The organism is Bradyrhizobium sp. BRP23 (assembly GCF_020194135.1).
GTDB lineage: Bacteria > Pseudomonadota > Alphaproteobacteria > Rhizobiales > Xanthobacteraceae > Bradyrhizobium > Bradyrhizobium yuanmingense.
Genome location: NZ_JADYVW010000008.1, coordinates 176,737 through 193,818, shown reverse-complemented (window position 1 = coordinate 193,818; position 17,082 = coordinate 176,737). Strand labels below are relative to the sequence as shown.

Sequence of the window (17,082 nt, the reverse complement as noted above, 5' to 3'; positions counted from 1 at the left end):
GGCCGTTTGGGCTCAGCGCATGTCAGGCCGCCTCCGTCGATGCCGCGGGCATGCCGCCACGGCTGGCGAGACAAAAGGCGGCGAAGGCGAGCGCAGCCTGCGGATCGCTGCCGGTCGACGGCGGCACGAAAGCGAGGGAGACCTGCGCCAGTTTGCGTCCGCCCAGCAGGCAGGCGTCGATGCCATCGACCAGTGCTTGCCGATCCTCTTCAGCGAGAAGCGACGGCCAGCCGCTGATCGCAACGCCGCCGCACGGCTTGACGTTCAGCGTATTGCCGATCGCAAGGCCGAGCCGGAACAGCCGACGGCGCAAATCCTGCCGCACGCGCGATGAGATCGGGACCGTGTTGACCCATTCGTTGCCGAGCTGGAGCAGCTCGGTCTCGGAAACGCCGAGAAGCGCAGCCAGCGCGGGAATCGACGTATAGGCCTCGACGCAGCCGTGATGTCCGCAGCGGCAGCGCGGTCCGTCAGGCCCGAACACCATGTGGCCGAGCTCGATCGGCTGCAGAGCATCGGTCTCGGCCGGATCATCCATCCAGGCGCCGGCGACGCCGTGGCTGACGAGCACGAACAGATGCGTGTCGTTGAACGGGTAGTTTTCCGTGCGGCAGCGGTGAAAGGTGGCATGCGCGACGACCGAATTGGTGAATTCGAGCGGCACGCCGGCGAACATCTCGCCGAACATGTTGCTGATGCGAGCGACGTCGCAGGGAATGATCGGATTGGCCGATATGCTGAGACGGCCGAGGCCGGGAATCGAGACGCCGATCTGCGAGAGGGTGATCCGGCGGCGCCGCGTCCAGTCGCGCAACAACGTCATCGCTTCGCGAAATGCCCGGCCGACGGTCTCGACGTCAGGCGTCTTCGGGAGCGGCACACGCTCGGTGTAGTGCAGCTCACCCGACAGGCCGCCGACCCCGACGCTGAGCCGCTGCGTCGTCAGCTCGAAGGCTGCCAGCGCCACCGCGTGGTCCAGCGACACGAGACCGGTCGGGCCGCCGACGTAAGGGGCAGGGCGCCGCACTTCCTCGATCAGGCCTTCGGCATTCAGGTCAAGCAGGATGCGCGACAGGCTCGCTTCCGACAGACGCACGGCCTTGGCCAGTGGCGGACGAAACGAGCCGCCCGACTGAAGCAGATGAGTCAAAATGGCAGCGCGCGTCTGCCGCCGACTTCTCGGCTGCTCCGGCATTTCCATCCCTGTCGTCATTCTTACTTAGAGTAAGAATGCGCGCGGAGCATTTAGGCTGTCAAGGCGCTTGCCGCCGTGAGCATGGACTTGTTGTTGTGCGCGGCAGCACGAGGAAAGTGCGGGCGCAAAACAAAACGGCGCCATCTTGCGATGGCGCCGCTGCGAAAGGCGTGATGGCCTGACGTTAGCGCTTGTCGATCGGCACGTAATCGCGCTTGGCGACGCCGGTGTAGAGCTGGCGCGGGCGGCCGATCTTCTGTTGGGGATCCTCGATCATCTCGCTCCACTGGCTGATCCAGCCGACGGTGCGGGCGACCGCGAACAGCACGGTGAACATCGAGACCGGGAAGCCCATCGCCTTCAGCGTGATGCCCGAATAGAAGTCCACGTTCGGGTAGAGCTTGCGGTCGATGAAGTACTGGTCGCTGAGCGCGATCTTCTCGAGCTCCATCGCCACCTTCAGCATCGGATCGTCGCCATGGCCGGTCTCCTTGAGCACGGCATGACACATCTTCTGCATGATCTTGGCGCGCGGATCGTAGTTCTTGTAGACCCGGTGGCCGAAGCCCATCAGGCGGACTTCGGAATTCTTGTCCTTCACCTTGGCGATGAACTCGGGGATCTTGTCGACCGTGCCGATCTGATAGAGCATGTTCAGCGCGGCTTCGTTGGCGCCGCCATGGGCCGGGCCCCAGAGGCAGGCGATGCCGGCCGCGATGCAGGCGAACGGGTTGGCGCCCGAGGAGCCGGCGATGCGCACCGTCGAGGTCGAGGCGTTCTGCTCGTGGTCGGCGTGCAGGATGAAGATCTTCTCCAGCGCGTCGGCGAGCACCGGGCTGACCTTGTAGTCTTCGCAAGGCACCGCGAAGCACATGTTCAGGAAGTTCTCGGCAAAGCCGAGCGAGTTCTTCGGATAAACGAAGGGCTGGCCGACGGTGTATTTGTAGGCCATCGCAGCCAGCGTCGGGATCTTCGCGATCATGCGCATCGAGGCGATCATGCGCTGCTTCGGATCGTTGATGTCGGTGCTATCGTGATAGAACGCGGCCAGCGCGCCGACGGCCGCGACCATGATCGCCATCGGATGGGCGTCGCGGCGGAAGCCCTGGAAGAAACGGGCCATCTGCTCGTGCACCATCGTGTGATGGGTCACGCGGTAGTCGAAATCCTTCTTCTGCGCGGCGGTCGGCAGGTTGCCGTAGAGCAGGAGGTAGCAGGTCTCCAGGAAGTCGCCATGCTCGGCGAGCTGCTCGATCGGGTAGCCGCGGTATTCCAGCACGCCCGCGTCGCCGTCGATATAGGTGATCTTGGACTGGCAGCTCGCGGTCGAGGTAAAGCCCGGATCGTAGGTGAACAGGCCGGACTGGCCGTAGAGCTTGCCGATATCGATGACGTCAGGCCCGACGCTGCCGCTGAGGATCGGAAGATCGAAATTCTTGTTTCCGACCGTCAGCGTCGCGGTCTTTGGGCTTTCTTTTGCGTCCATCAGAGGTCCCCGATGTGTGGTGAGACGGGCCGGAGCCGGAGACCCCCAGGGCGACCATGGGGGCAGGCCGGATGTTCCAGAATGTGGGGGAGATGGGTATATTATTGCTATGTGCGCTGCAAGATCGCCGCACGCATGGTCGACTTACGTCGTAGACTGATCCCTAAGCCGGCCGAGGCTTTCCTGGCGTCCAAGCACCTCCAAAACCTCAAATATACCAGGGGACGTCGTCCGTCCGGTGAGCGCCGCCCGAAGCGGCTGGGCGACCGCGCCGAGCTTGAGACTATTTTCCTCGGCAAAGGCGCGCAGCGCGGCCTCGGTGGTGGCGCCGCTCCACGGCTCGACTTTCTCCAGCGCGGAATGTAGCTGGCCGATCAGCTTGCGGTTCTCGGGCGTCAACAGCGCCTGCGCCTTGGGATCCGGCGCCAGCGGCCGGTCGGCGAAGATGAAATGGGCGCCGTCGATCAGCTCGATCAATGTCTTGGCGCGCTCCTTGAGCGCCGGCATGGCCTTGAGCAGCTGCGCGCGCGTGGTGTCGTTTAACTTGGCCTTGATCTCGTCGCGGCTCGGCACGACGTGGTCGAGCACGTCCTCGAACATCTTCACGAGCGATTGATCGTCGGCGTGGCGGATGTAGTGGCCGTTGAGGTTTTCCAGCTTGGCGAAATCGAAGCGGGCGGCGGCGCGGCCGACGCTGCCGAGATCGAACGCGTCGATCATCTCCTCGGTCGAGAAGATCTCCTGGTCGCCGTGGCTCCAGCCGAGCCGGACCAGGTAGTTGCGCAGCGCAGCCGGCAGGTACCCCATCGCGCGGTAGGCATCGACGCCGAGCGCGCCGTGCCGCTTGGAGAGTTTCGAGCCGTCCGGGCCGTGGATCAGCGGGATATGGGACATGCTGGGCAGCTCCCAGCCCATCGCATCGTAGATCTGCTTCTGGCGGGCGGCGTTGATCAGGTGGTCGTCGCCGCGGATCACATGGGTGACGCCCATGTCGTGGTCGTCGACCACCACGGCGAGCATGTAGGTCGGGTTGCCGTCTCCGCGCAGCAGGACGAGATCGTCGAGGTTCTCGTTCTGCCAGACCACGCGGCCCTGGACCTGGTCCTCGATCACGGTCTCGCCGGTCTGCGGCGCGCGCAGGCGGATGGTGGGCTTGACGTCGCTTGGCGCCGTCGCCGCGTCGCGGTCGCGCCACATGCCGTCATAGAGGCGGGTGCGCCCCTCGCTGCGCGCCTTCTCGCGCATGGCGGCGAGCTCTTCGGCGGTGGCGTAGCAGCGGTAGGCCTTGCCGTCGGCGAGCAGCTGCTCGGCAACCTCGCGGTGCCGGGCGGCGCGGGCGAACTGGTAGATGACCTCGCCGTCCCAGCCGAGCTCGAGCCACTTCAGCCCGTCGAGGATGGCGCCGATCGCCGCCTCCGTGGAGCGTTCCCGATCGGTGTCCTCGATCCGCAGCAGCATCTTGCCGCCGTGCTTCTTGGCATAGAGCCAGTTGAACAGCGCCGTGCGGGCGCCCCCGATATGGAGGAAGCCGGTCGGCGAGGGAGCGAAGCGCGTGACGACGGAATCGGACATTCTTGGCAGGGCCTATGCATTGGAGGCGGTGGTGTATAGCAGGAACGGGACATAACTAAAGGGCGACGGCGGACCCGGCAGGCCTTGGTTAGGCTCTTGTAAGCTCTTGGCGCGGCCACGCGAATTTGGCAGAAGGACCGCTGATTTCCCTACAGGATTTTCGTAATGACAGAACCGGTGGCAGCTGAGGTTGGGCGCGATTTCATTCGTGACATCATTCAGGCCGACCTCGATCAGGGCAAATACAAGGAGATCGTGACCCGGTTCCCGCCGGAGCCGAACGGCTACTTGCATATCGGCCACGCCAAGTCGATCGCACTCAACTTCGGCGTCGCCCAGGAGTTTCCGGGCCGCTGCCACCTGCGCTTCGACGACACCAACCCGGTCAAGGAAGAGCAGGAATATATCGATTCAATCCAGGCCGACGTGCGCTGGCTCGGCTTTGACTGGGGCAAGAACCTGTTCTTCGCCTCGGACTATTTCGACCGCCTGTACGAATGGGCGGAGCAGCTGATCCGCGACGGCCTCGCTTATGTCGACGACCAGACCCAGGAGGAGATCCGCCTCTCGCGCGGCACGTTGACCGAGCCCGGCAAGAATTCGCCGTTCCGCGAACGCTCCGTGGAGGAGAACCTCGACCTGTTCCGCCGCATGAAGGCGGGCGAATTCCCCAACGGCGCGCGCGTGCTGCGGGCCAAGATCGACATGGCCGCGGGCAACATCAATCTGCGCGACCCAGTGCTGTACCGCATCCTGCATGCGCACCATCCGCGCACCGGCAACGCATGGTGCATCTATCCGAGCTACGACTATGCCCACGGCCAGTCGGATGCCATCGAAGGCATCACGCATTCGATCTGCACGCTGGAGTTCGAGGACCACCGACCGCTCTACGACTGGTTCATCGAGAAGCTGCCGGTGCCCTCACAGCCGCATCAGTACGAATTCGCGCGGCTGAATCTCACCTATACGCTGCTGTCCAAGCGCGTGCTGACCCAGCTCGTCCGCGACGGCCATGTCGCGGGCTGGGACGATCCGCGCATGCCGACCTTGGCGGGCATGCGTCGCCGCGGCGTGCCGCCGGCTGCACTTCGCGAGTTCGTCAAGCGCATCGGCGTCGCCAAAGCCAACAGCGTGGTCGATGTCGGCATGCTGGAGTTCTGCATCCGCGAGGAGCTGAACCGCACGGCGCAGCGGCGCATGGCGGTCTTGAAGCCGCTCAAGGTGGTGATCGAGAATTATCCGGAAGGGCAGACCGAGGAGCTCGAGGCGATCAATCATCCCGACGATCCCTCGTCCGGCACGCGGAAGATCACGTTCGGCCGTGAGCTCTATATCGAGCAGGACGACTTCATGGAGAACCCGCCGAAGAAGTTCTTCCGCCTGTCGCCTGGCAACGAGGTGCGGCTGCGCTATGCCTATTTCGTCAAGTGTACCGGCGTGATCAAGAACGACAAGGGTGAGGTGGTGGAGCTGCGCTGCACCTATGATCCCGCGACCAAGGGTGGCAACGCGCCCGACGGCCGCAAGGTCAAGGCGACCATGCACTGGCTGCCGGCGGCGGCCTCCAAGCCGGCGGAGATCCGCATCTACAACCAGCTGTTCGCCAAGCCGAGCCCGGATGCCTCGAACTTCGCGACCGATCTCAACCCGAACTCGCTGGAGATCCTCGCCGATGCGCGGGTCGAGGCGTCCGTTGCGGAGAGCAATTCGACCGAGCCGATGCAGTTCGAGCGCCAGGGCTATTTCGTGCGTGACAAGGACTCGACGCCCGGCAAGCCGGTGTTCTCGCGCACGATCGGTCTGCGCGACACGTTCGCGAAGGAAGTCGCCAAGGGTTGAGAAGGGCTGAGCAGGACATGAGCAGCGAGGCCGACGCCATCGTTTCCGCCATCATCGCGAAATGGTGCGCCGGCTTCGCGGCGCTCGATGCGGCCGCGCTGTCCTCGCTCTATGCGAGGAACGCGTTCTTCTTCGGCTCCAATCCGAAGCTCTATCGCGGCCGAGATGGCGTCGCCGACTATTTCAACGGCCTGCCGCGCTGGGGGAGGCCGAGCGCGACCTTCTCCGACGTGCACGCCGCGCAGGCCGGCCCTGATCTGATCAACATGGCCGCGACCATCACGTTCGATCTCGCGGGCGAGCGGGATGATCTCGTCGTCAAGATGAGCTGGGTCATCATCCGCGAGGACGGCGGCTGGAAGATCGTCAATCACCACGCCTCGTCGCAGGCGCCGCTGATCTAGCAACGGGCGCCAGCCCGGAGAAAGTAGGGCGGTCTTTGCCTGTTCCCGATCCGTACCGCTATTCGCGCAGCCGCACGGTCCGGTAGCCTCGGCAGCCGTCGCGTATCGTAAGGTGCAGGGGAATGGCGGAGCCGGGCCGGCCAGGACGGTCCCAGGGAGTTGCCGGGACGTGGCCGGTCGGCCGCGCTACCCCGGCCGGCGGTTTTGCGCCGGCGGGCTTTGGCATCTGGCCGGCGATCATCGAGACGCTGCGCCAATGGGCTCGGGGCGAGGCCGGGCCTGGCCGGCTGTTGCCGTGGGTGCCGGTCGCCTTCGGCGGCGGCATTGCGCTTTATTTCGCCGCCGATCATGAGCCGGTGCTGTGGGTGGTTGCTGCCACAGCCATCGCGCTGATGCTCGGCGCGGTGCTGCTCCGGCGGAGCCGGCTGTTTGCGCCCGCCATCATGCTCGCGGCGGTCGCGGCTGGTTTTGCCGTGGCGACCTGGAAGACCGCGCGTATCGCGCACACCGTTTTGGCAAAACCGCTCTATTCGGTGTCGCTGTCGGGCTTCGTGGAAGCGCGCGACATCCGCGAGCGCACCGACCGCTTCGTGCTGCGCGTCAGCGCGATGGAGGCGCAGCGCAGCGACGTCAAGCTCGAGCGCGTCCGCCTCTCGGTGCGCAAGGGCACGGCGCCTGAGGTTGGCAGCTTCGTGCAGCTGAAGGCGCGGCTGATGCCGCCGATCTCGCCGGTGCGCCCCGGCAGCTATGATTTCTCGCGCGACATGTTCTTCCAGGGCATCGGCGCCTCCGGCTTCGTGATGGGCGCGATCACGGCGTCCACGCCGCCGGATGCTGGCGGCCTGCGGCTGCGCTACGCGGCCTTCATGCAGGGCCTGCGCGATGCGATCGATGCGCGCATCCGCGCAACGCTCGAAGGCGATAACCGCGCGATCGCGACGGCGCTGCTCACGGGGCGGCGCGATGCGATCACCGCGCCCGTGAACGATGCCATGTTCGTCTCGGGACTCGGCCATGTGCTGTCGATCTCCGGCTATCACATGGCGGTCGTCGCCGGCGTCGTCTTCTTCGCGGTGCGCGCGCTGCTGGCCTTGATCCCGGGGCTGGCGGCCGGCTCCGCCATCAAGAAATGGTCGGCCGCCGCGGCGCTGGTCGCGGCCGCGTTCTACCTGTTGCTGTCGGGCGCGGAGGTTGCGACGCAAAGATCGTTCTTCATGACGGCGGTGGTGCTGATCGCAGTGATGGTCGACCGCCGCGCCATCACCTTCCGCACGCTGGCGGTTGCCGCGCTGATCGTGCTTGCGGTCGCGCCGGAGGCGTTGGTGCATCCAAGCTTCCAGATGTCGTTTGCGGCAACGCTCGGGCTGGTGGCGCTGGTGCAGATCGGCATGCCGAACCTGCTCGCCTCGCCCGATCATTCCGCGACGGCGCGGATCGCGTTGTGGGGCGGCCGCGAGATCGCGATGCTGTTCCTGGCCTCGCTGATCGCGGGGCTCGCGACCACGCCATACGCCGCCTTCCACTTCCATCGCGTGACCCCATACGGCGTGCTCGCCAATCTCGGCGCCATGCCGGTGGTCTCGGCGCTGGTGATGCCGGCCGGGCTGTTGGGGCTGCTCGCGGCGCCCTTCGGGCTCGACGGCGTGTTCTGGTGGTTGATGGGGATCGGCATCGAGTGGATGGTCCTGGTCGCGCGCTGGGTGGCGGCCCTGCCGGGCGCCGTCGGCCGAATTCCCGCCTTCGGGATCGCGCCGCTGATTGCAGCGAGCCTCGGGCTCATCGTGATGGGCCTGTTGCGCACGCCCTTGCGCTGGTCCGGCGCCCTGGTGCTGCTGGCAGCGATCCTCTGGGGACTGTCGGTGCGGCAGCCCGATATCCTGATTGCCGGGGATGGCGCGAGCGTCGCGGTCCGGGGCGGCGATGGGCGCTTGCAGGTGATCCGCGCCAGCAAGGACAGCTTCCTGCTGAAGGAGTGGTTGGCTGCCGATGCCGATCCGCGCGATGCCGGCAACGCCTCGTTGGCGAGTGGGGTGTCGTGTGACGAGACCGGCTGCGTGGCGCCGCTCGCGGACGGACGACTGATCGCGTTGGCGACGCGTATCGACGCGCTGGCCGATGATTGCAGCCGCGCCGCGCTGGTGGTGACGGCGCGGCCTGCGCCACCCGATTGCGCGGCGATGGTGGTCGATCGGGCGCGTCTTGCCAGTCAGGGCGCACTGGCTCTGACGAGACGCGGCGAGGGCTTTTCAGTGCAGGCGGTGAGGACGAGGGGAGCAAGCCGTCCCTGGCTGCCGGCCGGCGCCGGCGAGGGAGATTTCGACGGCAGCCTCGTGCCGAAGGCGGCCGTGCCCCGCAACCGGGACGCAACGCCATCGGAGGCCGACTTGCAGGCCGACGATTGACGCGGATCACAAATACCAGGCCAGCACGGCGTCAAGCCCTCCGTTGCCGATGACCGGCAGGGCCACCATTCGGCTCAGCCCGGCTGCGCAGGCTTCGGAGCCGGCGATCGAGCCGTCACGGGTGAGATCGTCGTTGAGCGCGGGCATGCCGGCGGCCCAGGCGCCGCCAATGCTGCCTTCGCCCCTGGCGATGGACTGCGCCGCATAGCGTGCGGCGAGGTCGGTCTGCGCGCTGCAATCGCCGGCGCGAAAGACCAGCGCCGAACGGTCCTCGTTCGGGACCCAGATCTCGAAGCGTCGCGCAATCGGCGTTGCCTGCGCGGAGAGGAATGTCAGAACCCAGGTCTGGTCGGTACCGGTTCGGTAGGGCACGCCGACGCCGAGATTGATCCCGACCTTGGCGGCGTCCTCCCAGCGCAGGAAACTCTTGGCGTCGTGCAAGTCCTTGATGATCAGCGGCAGGCCCGCCTTCCAGGTGCGTCCGGGCAGGCCGAAGCCGCGCGGAAATCTGGTGTGGCGGGAGTTGAATTCGAACATGTCCGCGGTGCCGTAATAGCCATCGACGAGCCCCATCTCATGCGAGAGATCAGGATCGTTGTGCCAGAGTTCGATCGCGCCGACATGCGCCTCGTCGTCGCCGCAGAACAGCACCAGCACGGCTTGCAGGAATTCGCCCGCGAACACCGGCACCGCCACGCCGCAGGTGAGGCCGGCCGCAGCGGCCTGATCGGTCCGCTTGAAATAGGAGTTGGCGAATTTCGTGAGGATGACGGGGTGGCCACAGGCCCAGGCCTTGCCTGGAAGTCCCTCGTCATATCCGAAGTGCAGCTCTTCGCTGACGGCTTTGAACGCGGACAGCCCATCGTCGTAGAGGCCGCCGCCGAATTCCAGCCGCATGCGCGTCCGGTCGGGTACCCAAAGTTCAACGACGCGAATGAAGGTCTTCATCGAGCGTGTCCGCCGCCTCAAACCACGACAGCATCGGTCATTTGGCTGCGGAGCGGACGTTCAAAATGCGGGCAGCACGGCCCAAACTTCGTGCGACGACGAGGCGCGGCGGTGGGCTCGCCGATCGAATGTCCTGAAACACAAACTTGCCGGGCTCGCCGGCCTTCGGCCGGCGACGGCAATTTCAATCCCGGGCTCGGCCTGTCGGCCGAAGGGCGTCAGCCGATCGGCAGGCGCGTGATCGTGGGCCGCGTGTCGGCGACGATCTGCGGCTTGTGCTCGCGCTCGGGGGCTGGCTGCGTCACCGGCAATTGCAGCACGGTCGCGCGCTGGCCTTCGACGAGCTGCGTCACCAGCACGTATTTGCCGTCGGGGAATTCGATCGCGTCATGATGGCGATCGGGAATGTGCGGGTCGATCTTGCCGAACTTGCCGACGCGAGAGTTCACGGTGCGCGTCCAGATCCAGCGGTTGTCGTAGCGGACGTTGTCGGCGAAAGCGAGCTCCGTCCCCGGCAGCAGACAGACCGCGACGGAGGGATCGGCTTCGGAAGCGAAACCGCGCGTCGAGGTGCCGCGGAAGGTTGTCGTGACGATCGTCTCGCCGACTTCGGCGGGGCGCGTCGCGACGGCATGCAGGCTGTAGTCACACATCGGGTGCTCCTCATGCTGGGATAGCGACCCGCGTCTCTTTCGAGGCGCAGGCCTCTATCAGAGTGGAAGCATACAACGCTCTGCTCGGTTATGGGCAAATCTGCGGCTCGCGTCCGCAGCGCGCGATCACATTATCTTTCCCGGATTCGATAGGAACAAACCTCGCGTCCTTGCATTCGGCCGGAGCTATCAGCACTGCCGGCACAACTCTACCGGTGAAGCAGAGCGAGATTGCTGCGCGCCTGCGCGGGCGAATGTCGCGCGGGAAGATGGACCGGACAGCCGGCGCAGAACCAGAGAAACCGTCCAGCCGGAGCGGACAAGTATCCGCTCCGATCCTGGATCGCCGATGCCGATCGAAACGCGCGCGGCGCTTGATGTTTCCCGTATCAGTACTTCCGGTAAAGCCCGATCAGCTTGCCCTGGATCTTCACGCGGTTCGGCGGAAGAATGCGGACCTCGTAGGCGGCATTGGCGGGCTCGAGCGCGATCGAGGCGCCGCGGCGGCGGAAGCGCTTGAGCGTGGCCTCCTCGTCGTCGATCAATGCCACCACGATGTCGCCGGTATTGGCGGTCTCGTTGCGCTGGATCAGCGCCATGTCGCCGTCGAGGATGCCGGCCTCGACCATCGAATCGCCGCGCACTTCGAGCGCGTAGTGCTCGCCCGAGCCGAGCATGTCCGGCGGCACGCTGATGGTATGGCTGCGGGTCTGCAGCGCCTCGATCGGCGTGCCGGCGGCGATGCGGCCCATCACGGGCACCGCGACGGGGCGCTCGCCCTCGTCCGCGGGCGGGCTGGAGCTCGCGCGCACCTTGCCGAGATTGCCCTCGATCACGCTCGGGGTGAAGCCACGGCGATTGCCGGCGGCGGCCTGGAGCTCGGGCAGCTTGATCACCTCGATGGCACGGGCACGGTTGGGCAGGCGGCGAATGAAGCCGCGCTCCTCGAGCGCAGTGATCAGGCGATGGATGCCTGACTTCGAGCGCAGGTCGAGCGCATCCTTCATCTCGTCGAAGGACGGCGGCACGCCGCTTTCCTTCAGACGTTCGCTGATGAACCGCAGAAGCTCGTATTGTTTGCGCGTCAACATCTCGACCAAAGTCCCCCGGTTGATGTCGTTCGATTCCGACACGATGAAGCCGGCACTAAGCCGCTACATCCTCGAAACAAATCATGAACGGACACTATATGTTCGATATGTGTTCCGCAACTGCTTAATTTATGGTGAACGCGGCCAAGCTCGCGGAATGCGTGTGGCTGGGCGGCTCAGACGGGCAGCCGGAGCACCTCGCAAGGCGTGCCGGCCTCGGCCTTCGGCGCGAACGGTGCGCGCACCAGAAGTACCTGTGCCGCAGCGAGATTCGCAAGAAGGGAGGAGTCCTGATGGCTGACCGGAAGGGCGACGCGCGTGCCGTCGTCGCGCTCCTCCAGCCGCGCACGCAGATAGTCCTCGCGCTGGTCGTTGGCGGCGAGATCGCGGCCCAGCACGGCGCGCTCGCGCCGATGATGAATCGCTGAACGGCCCGACAGGGCGCGAATCAAGGGGACCATGAACAGGAAGGCGCACACGTAGGACGACACGGGATTGCCGGGCAGGCCAATCACGCGCATCGCGCCTATCCGACCGTGCATCATCGGCTTGCCCGGCCGGATCGCGATCTTCCAGAACGCCATCGCGATGCCTTCGCCCTTGAGCGCCTGCTGGACCAGGTCGTGGTCGCCGACCGAGGCACCGCCGGTCGTGATCAGGATGTCGGCGCCGCTCTCGCGCGCGCGGCGGATGCCGGCGGACGTCGCCTCCAGTGTATCGGCGGCAATTCCGAGGTCGATGGTCTCGGCGCCCTCGCTGCGGGCGAGCGCATGCAGGGCATAGCCGTTGGAATAGACGATCTGGCCGCGACCAGGCGTGGTGCCCGGCATCACGAGCTCGTCGCCGGTGGCGAGAACGGCAACCCTCGGGCGGCGGATGACGGCGAGATGCGGATGATTCATTCCGGCGGCAAGGGCGAGATCGCGCTCGGTGAGACGGATTCCCTTGCGCAGCAGCACGTCGCCTTCGCGGAAGTCGACGCCTGCAGGGCGGATGTGCCGGCCGAAAATGGCGGCTTCCTTGATCGTCACATGTTTGCCGTCGGCAGCCGTGTCCTCCTGGATCACGACGGCATCGGCGCCGTCGGGAACGACGCCGCCGGTGAAGATCCGCACGGCTTCGCCGGGGCCGACGCTTCCCGCGAACGGCCGGCCCGCCGCGACCTCGCCGACGACGGTCAACCTCGAATCGTTTGCCGCGTCGGCCGTGCGCACGGCATAGCCGTCCATCGCCGACATCGCCTCCGGCGGCTGCGTGCGCCGCGCCGCGACATCGCGGGCGAGCACACGATGGTAGGCCTCGTCGAGGCAAACCATCTGTTCAGCCAGCGGCTCGACGCCGGCCAACACCGCGGCAAGCGCGTCAGAAACCGGCATCAGGGCCACGGGCGAACTCCTGCTGAGCACATCAGTCAATGGGCGGCGAGAGTTCTAGCCGAGTGCAGCCGTGAGGCAAAGCAGCACGCGGGATGATCTATCCTGCATGGTCGCAGGGGGTGGAGGAGGTCGGCTCAGCTCCGCCGCGGCATGATGCGGAAGGCGAGACAGACCGGAACGAGGATTGCCATGGCAAGGACGAGAATGACGAGCGCCACGGCCAGCATCGTTCAACGCCCCGTCGGATCGCCCGGACTGATGTCCGCGACGTCGGGCGGCTTGGGACCCTGATCCTTGTCCGGCAGCGGGTCCGCCTGGGATTTCAGGTCGGCGGCCTTGCTGATTAGCTTGGCGGAGAGGTCAGAATCCGAGGTGGTTCTGGCGAATTCGAGCAGGAGAGAGGCTTGCTTGGTGAGATAGGTCTTGCCCAGCACGTCGATCAGTCCAATGTAGAAGTCCCAACGGACTCATGAGTCCGAAGGGTGGTATTCCGTTCCCGGAACTCTGTATAAAAATGCACAAAGTGATCAGGTTCCACATCTTCAGCAGTTTTTGTTCCGGCAAGTGAGCGCGCTCCGGGCTTTCCCGCGGCTCAGATCCCCAGTGCTTTCAATGCGTTCCCGACATCACGCGGCGAGGTGACATGCACGGCGGTCAAGCCGCGCGCCCGTGCTCCCTCGATGTTCTCGGCGAGGTCATCGAAGAACACGATGCGCTCGGCCGGCACGCCGATCGCCGCCACGACATGGTCGAAGGCCTCGGCATCCGGTTTGCGCAGGCCGATGCTGGAGGACAGATACAGCTCGCGGAAATGGCCGAGCAGACCGGCATATTCCTTCGAGAAATGGTCGACGTGCGGCCGATTGGTGTTGGAGAAGGCATAGAGCGGCATCTGCTTCGCCGCCCGCGGCAGCAGCTCGGCGATATCAGGCATCTCGCCGGCGAAAATCGCGTTCCAGCCTTCCAGGAATTGCGCATCCGAGATGCCGATCCCGAGCGAGGACCGCAGCGAGGCGAAATAGTCCCCATCGCTGATCTTGCCCATCTCGTGCAACCGGTAGGCCTCGTCGCGCACATAGCGCGCGATGATGGCCTCGGGCTGGCAGCCGGCATGTCCCGCCCAGCAGGCGATCGCCTTGGAGAAGTCGATGTCGAGCACAACGCGCCCGAGGTCGAACAGCAGCGCATCCGCGCTGCCGGGAGAGAGCGATGTCATTGCGTCCTTTTCACTTCGGTATGGCGCGTCAGTAACGATAGGGCTCGTGGTCGAACAGCGGGAACGCGCTGAACACGCTGGGCGCGTTGGTGGCGGCCGCCGGATGCAGGCAGGATTTGTCGAGCTCGGCGAATGAGGTGGCGCCCAGGAGGCCGAGGCAGCGCAGCACCTCGTCTTCGAGCAACTCCAGCATCCGCGCGACGCCGGCTTCGCCGGCTGCCGCCAGCGCCCAGCATTGCAGCCGGCCGATGCCGACGAGGTCGGCGCCCGCCGCGATCGCCTTGACGATGTCGGTGCCGCGGCAAAAGCCGCCGTCGACCATGATCCTGGCGCGGCCCTTCACGGCGTCGACGATCTCCGGCAGCACGTGCATGGCGCCGCGGCCGTGGTCGAGCTGGCGTCCGCCATGGTTGGAGACGTAGATCCACTCGACGCCGTGATCGAGCGCGATCTGCGCATCCTCGGCCGTGGCGATACCCTTGAGGATCAGCGGAATTTTGAACGTGTCCTTGATCATCTTCACGGTCCGCCACTCCAGGCCCTTCTGGAAATCGCCGCCGGTGGCGCGCAGGCGGCTCTCGCGAACGTAGCGCTTGGCGATGTCACGTTCACGACGGCTGTAATGGGCGGTGTCGACGGTCAGGCAGAAGGCGGCATAGGCGTTCTTCTCGGCCCGGTCGACCACGGCGGCGACGAAGGCATCGTCGCCGCGGACATAGAGTTGATAGAGACGCAGTGCATCGGGGGCAGCCTCGGCGGTCGTCTCGAGGCCGGGCTCGGACACCGAGCTCAGCATGTGCGCCGCGCCGAACCTGCCCGCAGCGCGCGCGACGCTCGCCGCGCCATCCGGATCGAAGATCTCGAGTGCGCCGACGGGAGCCAGCACCACCGGCAGACGCAGCTTGCGGCCGAACTGCTCGACGCTGCCATCGATCCTGCGCACGTCGCGCAGCACGCGCGGGCGGAAGGCGATCTCGTCGAGCGCCATGCGGTTGCGCCGCATCGTGGTCTCGGTCTCGGCGGCGCCGATGATGTAGTCCCAGGCATTCTGGTTGAGGTTGGCGCGCGCCTTCCGGATGAACTCGTGCAGGTTCTGGAACGGCTCGTCGCTGGCGCCGAGCTCGACGTTCCGTTCCGGCCGGATGCGGGGCGCTTCATTCATTGTTGTCCTCCCGAGAATTTGAAGTCTTGTCGGCATCGCCTATCGCGTCCGGCCCTCCAAAACCATCCTAAAATCGCATAGCTGCGAGGCGCGGGCGGCCCGGACCGGTGTCGTGTTGCTTCGAAACAGTTTCGGAACGTTGCCAAAAGTTTAGGCCAAGGCGAAGGGATTTCTTCGGTGTATCCGCCAGCGCGGCATCCCGGCCTTGAAGAAACCAGAATGGTATTGTGAGAGATGGACTGGATCGCCATTTGCATGGCGTCTCCCAGCCTCAAGAGAAACGCCAAGCAAAAGGCACCTTCATGCGGAAAACCCTGCTGTTCCCCCTGGGCGCGCTCACGGGAGCGTGCCTGACCCTTCTGGTAGCGAGCCCGCAGGGCGGCGTATGGGCAGCGCGGGCGGCAGTGAGCGCGAATGATGCTTATTCCCAGCTCAATCTGTTCGGCGCGGTGTTCGAGCGGGTCAAGGCCAGCTATGTCGAGAAGCCGGACAATGCCAAGCTGATCGAGGGGGCGATCACCGGCATGGTGACCTCGCTCGACCCGCATTCGCGCTACATGAACGCCAAGGCCTGGACCGAGATGCAGGAGACCACCTCCGGCGAGTTCGGCGGGCTTGGCATCGAGGTCACGATGGAGGATGGCCTCGTCAAGGTCGTCTCGCCGATCGACGACACGCCGGCTTCGAAGGCCGGCATCATGTCCGGCGACCTCATCGGCAAGATCGACGGCGAGGCCGTGCAGGGCATGACGCTCGAGCAGGCGGTCAACAAGATGAAGGGACCGGTCGACACCAAGACCAAGCTGACCATCATCCGCAAGGGCGCGGATGCGCCGCTCGAGGTTGCGATCACGCGCGAGATCATTCATGTGCGTCCGGTGCGCTTCCGCGTCGAGAACGGCGACATCGGCTATATCCGCATCACCTCGTTCAACGAGCAGACCGCCGACGGCCTGAAGAAGGCGATCGCCTCGGTCTCCAAGCAGGTCCCGCCGGAGAAGCTCGCCGGCTACGTGGTTGATCTGCGCAACAATCCGGGCGGCCTGCTCGACCAGGCCGTGTCGGTGTCGAGCGCCTTCTTGCAGCGCGGCGAGGTCGTTTCGACCCGCGGCCGCAGTCCGGAAGAAACCCAGCGCTTCACCGCCCATGGCGGCGACCTCACCAAAGGCAAGCCGATCGTGGTGCTGATCAACGGCGGCTCGGCCTCGGCCTCGGAGATCGTTGCCGGTGCGCTGCACGACCACAAGCGCGCGACGTTGATCGGCACGCGATCGTTCGGCAAGGGCTCGGTGCAGACCATCATCCCGCTCGGCTCTGGCAATGGCGCGCTGGCGCTGACCACGGCGCGCTACTACACGCCGTCGGGCCGCTCGATCCAGGCCCAGGGCATCGCGCCCGACATCGAGATCCTCCAGGACGTGCCGCCCGAGCTAAAGGGGCGGATGGACACCATGGCGGAATCCCAGATGCGCGGGCATCTGTCGGCCGACGGCACCGAGCAGACCGGATCGCAGTCCTACGTTCCGCCGGAAGAGAAGGACGACAAGGCTCTGCACGCAGCCTACGACTTCCTCCACGGCGTTACGGCAAATGCGGTCGCCGCCAAGCGCGCGACGAAGGCTGCAGTGCCGAACTAGATCTTACGACGTTCCGGATCATGTTTCGCCCGGGAGCGGAGGACCGCTTCCGGGCGATTTCGCTTGCAGCGCCGTTTCGGCGGGATCACGGCCGCGGC

14 protein-coding genes are annotated in these 17,082 nt (G+C 65.7%); 4 read left to right on the top strand and 10 right to left on the bottom strand.

Annotated elements, in window-relative coordinates:
• Positions 1-22: 22 nt before the first annotated feature.
• From I6F24_RS22680 to gltX, 3 genes are all read right to left on the bottom strand, one after another.
• On the bottom strand, positions 23-1,201 hold the full coding sequence (locus I6F24_RS22680) for an ROK family transcriptional regulator (RefSeq protein WP_225151742.1): 1,179 nt from the start codon (positions 1,199-1,201) through the stop codon (positions 23-25).
• Between the two features lie 178 nt (positions 1,202-1,379).
• Entirely contained in the window at positions 1,380-2,681 is a 1,302-nt protein-coding gene (gltA, locus tag I6F24_RS22675) for a citrate synthase (RefSeq protein WP_036009984.1), read from the bottom strand.
• A 144-nt stretch (positions 2,682-2,825) separates the two neighbouring features.
• Positions 2,826-4,253, bottom strand: coding sequence for a glutamate--tRNA ligase (gene gltX / locus I6F24_RS22670; protein WP_225151740.1), 1,428 nt, complete (start codon positions 4,251-4,253; stop codon positions 2,826-2,828).
• A 165-nt stretch (positions 4,254-4,418) separates the two neighbouring features.
• On the opposite strand from gltX, the gene I6F24_RS22665 reads away from it, so the two are divergent.
• From I6F24_RS22665 to I6F24_RS22655, 3 genes are all read left to right on the top strand, one after another.
• Positions 4,419-6,095, top strand: coding sequence for a glutamine--tRNA ligase/YqeY domain fusion protein (locus I6F24_RS22665; RefSeq protein WP_225151739.1), 1,677 nt, complete (start codon positions 4,419-4,421; stop codon positions 6,093-6,095).
• A gap of 17 nt (positions 6,096-6,112) precedes the next feature.
• Entirely contained in the window at positions 6,113-6,499 is a 387-nt protein-coding gene (locus I6F24_RS22660; RefSeq protein ID WP_109143625.1) for a nuclear transport factor 2 family protein, read from the top strand.
• Between the two features lie 122 nt (positions 6,500-6,621).
• Positions 6,622-8,901, top strand: coding sequence for a ComEC/Rec2 family competence protein (locus I6F24_RS22655; protein WP_036025213.1), 2,280 nt, complete (start codon positions 6,622-6,624; stop codon positions 8,899-8,901).
• 6 nt (positions 8,902-8,907) lie between these two features.
• Here the strand turns inward: I6F24_RS22655 and I6F24_RS22650 are convergent, their stop codons facing one another.
• From I6F24_RS22650 to I6F24_RS22620, 7 genes are all read right to left on the bottom strand, one after another.
• Entirely contained in the window at positions 8,908-9,849 is a 942-nt protein-coding gene (locus tag I6F24_RS22650) for a GAF domain-containing protein (RefSeq protein WP_036025211.1), read from the bottom strand.
• A 218-nt stretch (positions 9,850-10,067) separates the two neighbouring features.
• Positions 10,068-10,502, bottom strand: coding sequence for a hypothetical protein (locus I6F24_RS22645; RefSeq protein WP_025036527.1), 435 nt, complete (start codon positions 10,500-10,502; stop codon positions 10,068-10,070).
• Between the two features lie 389 nt (positions 10,503-10,891).
• The gene (gene lexA, locus I6F24_RS22640; RefSeq protein WP_036009965.1) at positions 10,892-11,593 is read right to left on the bottom strand and encodes a transcriptional repressor LexA; all 702 of its coding nucleotides are present in this window, start codon (positions 11,591-11,593) and stop codon (positions 10,892-10,894) included.
• 176 nt (positions 11,594-11,769) lie between these two features.
• Positions 11,770-12,978, bottom strand: a complete 1,209-nt coding sequence (gene glp, locus I6F24_RS22635) for a gephyrin-like molybdotransferase Glp (protein WP_225147133.1) — start codon at positions 12,976-12,978, stop codon at positions 11,770-11,772.
• Positions 12,979-13,199: 221 nt separating this feature from the next.
• Entirely contained in the window at positions 13,200-13,403 is a 204-nt protein-coding gene (locus I6F24_RS22630; protein ID WP_036009959.1) for a hypothetical protein, read from the bottom strand.
• A 158-nt stretch (positions 13,404-13,561) separates the two neighbouring features.
• On the bottom strand, positions 13,562-14,185 hold the full coding sequence (locus tag I6F24_RS22625; RefSeq protein ID WP_225151738.1) for an HAD family phosphatase: 624 nt from the start codon (positions 14,183-14,185) through the stop codon (positions 13,562-13,564).
• Between the two features lie 28 nt (positions 14,186-14,213).
• A complete protein-coding gene (locus I6F24_RS22620) occupies positions 14,214-15,347 on the bottom strand; it encodes an alpha-hydroxy acid oxidase (protein ID WP_225151737.1) in 1,134 nt (377 codons plus the stop codon).
• A 302-nt stretch (positions 15,348-15,649) separates the two neighbouring features.
• Here I6F24_RS22620 and I6F24_RS22615 point away from each other — a divergent pair, with 302 nt between their 5' ends.
• The gene (locus I6F24_RS22615) at positions 15,650-16,984 is read left to right on the top strand and encodes a S41 family peptidase (RefSeq protein WP_225112520.1); all 1,335 of its coding nucleotides are present in this window, start codon (positions 15,650-15,652) and stop codon (positions 16,982-16,984) included.
• Positions 16,985-17,082 lie beyond the last annotated feature (98 nt).

What these genes read in the sequence shown, in the direction of transcription:
- I6F24_RS22680 (WP_225151742.1), bottom strand. Translation starts at nt 1,201, where the DNA reads ATGGAAATGCCGGAGCAGCCGAGAAGTCGGCGGCAGACGCGCGCTGCC.
- gltA (WP_036009984.1), bottom strand. Translation starts at nt 2,681, where the DNA reads ATGGACGCAAAAGAAAGCCCAAAGACCGCGACGCTGACGGTCGGAAAC.
- gltX (WP_225151740.1), bottom strand. Translation starts at nt 4,253, where the DNA reads ATGTCCGATTCCGTCGTCACGCGCTTCGCTCCCTCGCCGACCGGCTTC.
- I6F24_RS22665 (WP_225151739.1), top strand. Translation starts at nt 4,419, where the DNA reads ATGACAGAACCGGTGGCAGCTGAGGTTGGGCGCGATTTCATTCGTGAC.
- I6F24_RS22660 (WP_109143625.1), top strand. Translation starts at nt 6,113, where the DNA reads ATGAGCAGCGAGGCCGACGCCATCGTTTCCGCCATCATCGCGAAATGG.
- I6F24_RS22655 (WP_036025213.1), top strand. Translation starts at nt 6,622, where the DNA reads ATGGCGGAGCCGGGCCGGCCAGGACGGTCCCAGGGAGTTGCCGGGACG.
- I6F24_RS22650 (WP_036025211.1), bottom strand. Translation starts at nt 9,849, where the DNA reads ATGAAGACCTTCATTCGCGTCGTTGAACTTTGGGTACCCGACCGGACG.
- I6F24_RS22645 (WP_025036527.1), bottom strand. Translation starts at nt 10,502, where the DNA reads ATGTGTGACTACAGCCTGCATGCCGTCGCGACGCGCCCCGCCGAAGTC.
- lexA (WP_036009965.1), bottom strand. Translation starts at nt 11,593, where the DNA reads ATGTTGACGCGCAAACAATACGAGCTTCTGCGGTTCATCAGCGAACGT.
- I6F24_RS22625 (WP_225151738.1), bottom strand. Translation starts at nt 14,185, where the DNA reads ATGACATCGCTCTCTCCCGGCAGCGCGGATGCGCTGCTGTTCGACCTC.
- I6F24_RS22620 (WP_225151737.1), bottom strand. Translation starts at nt 15,347, where the DNA reads ATGAATGAAGCGCCCCGCATCCGGCCGGAACGGAACGTCGAGCTCGGC.
- I6F24_RS22615 (WP_225112520.1), top strand. Translation starts at nt 15,650, where the DNA reads ATGCGGAAAACCCTGCTGTTCCCCCTGGGCGCGCTCACGGGAGCGTGC.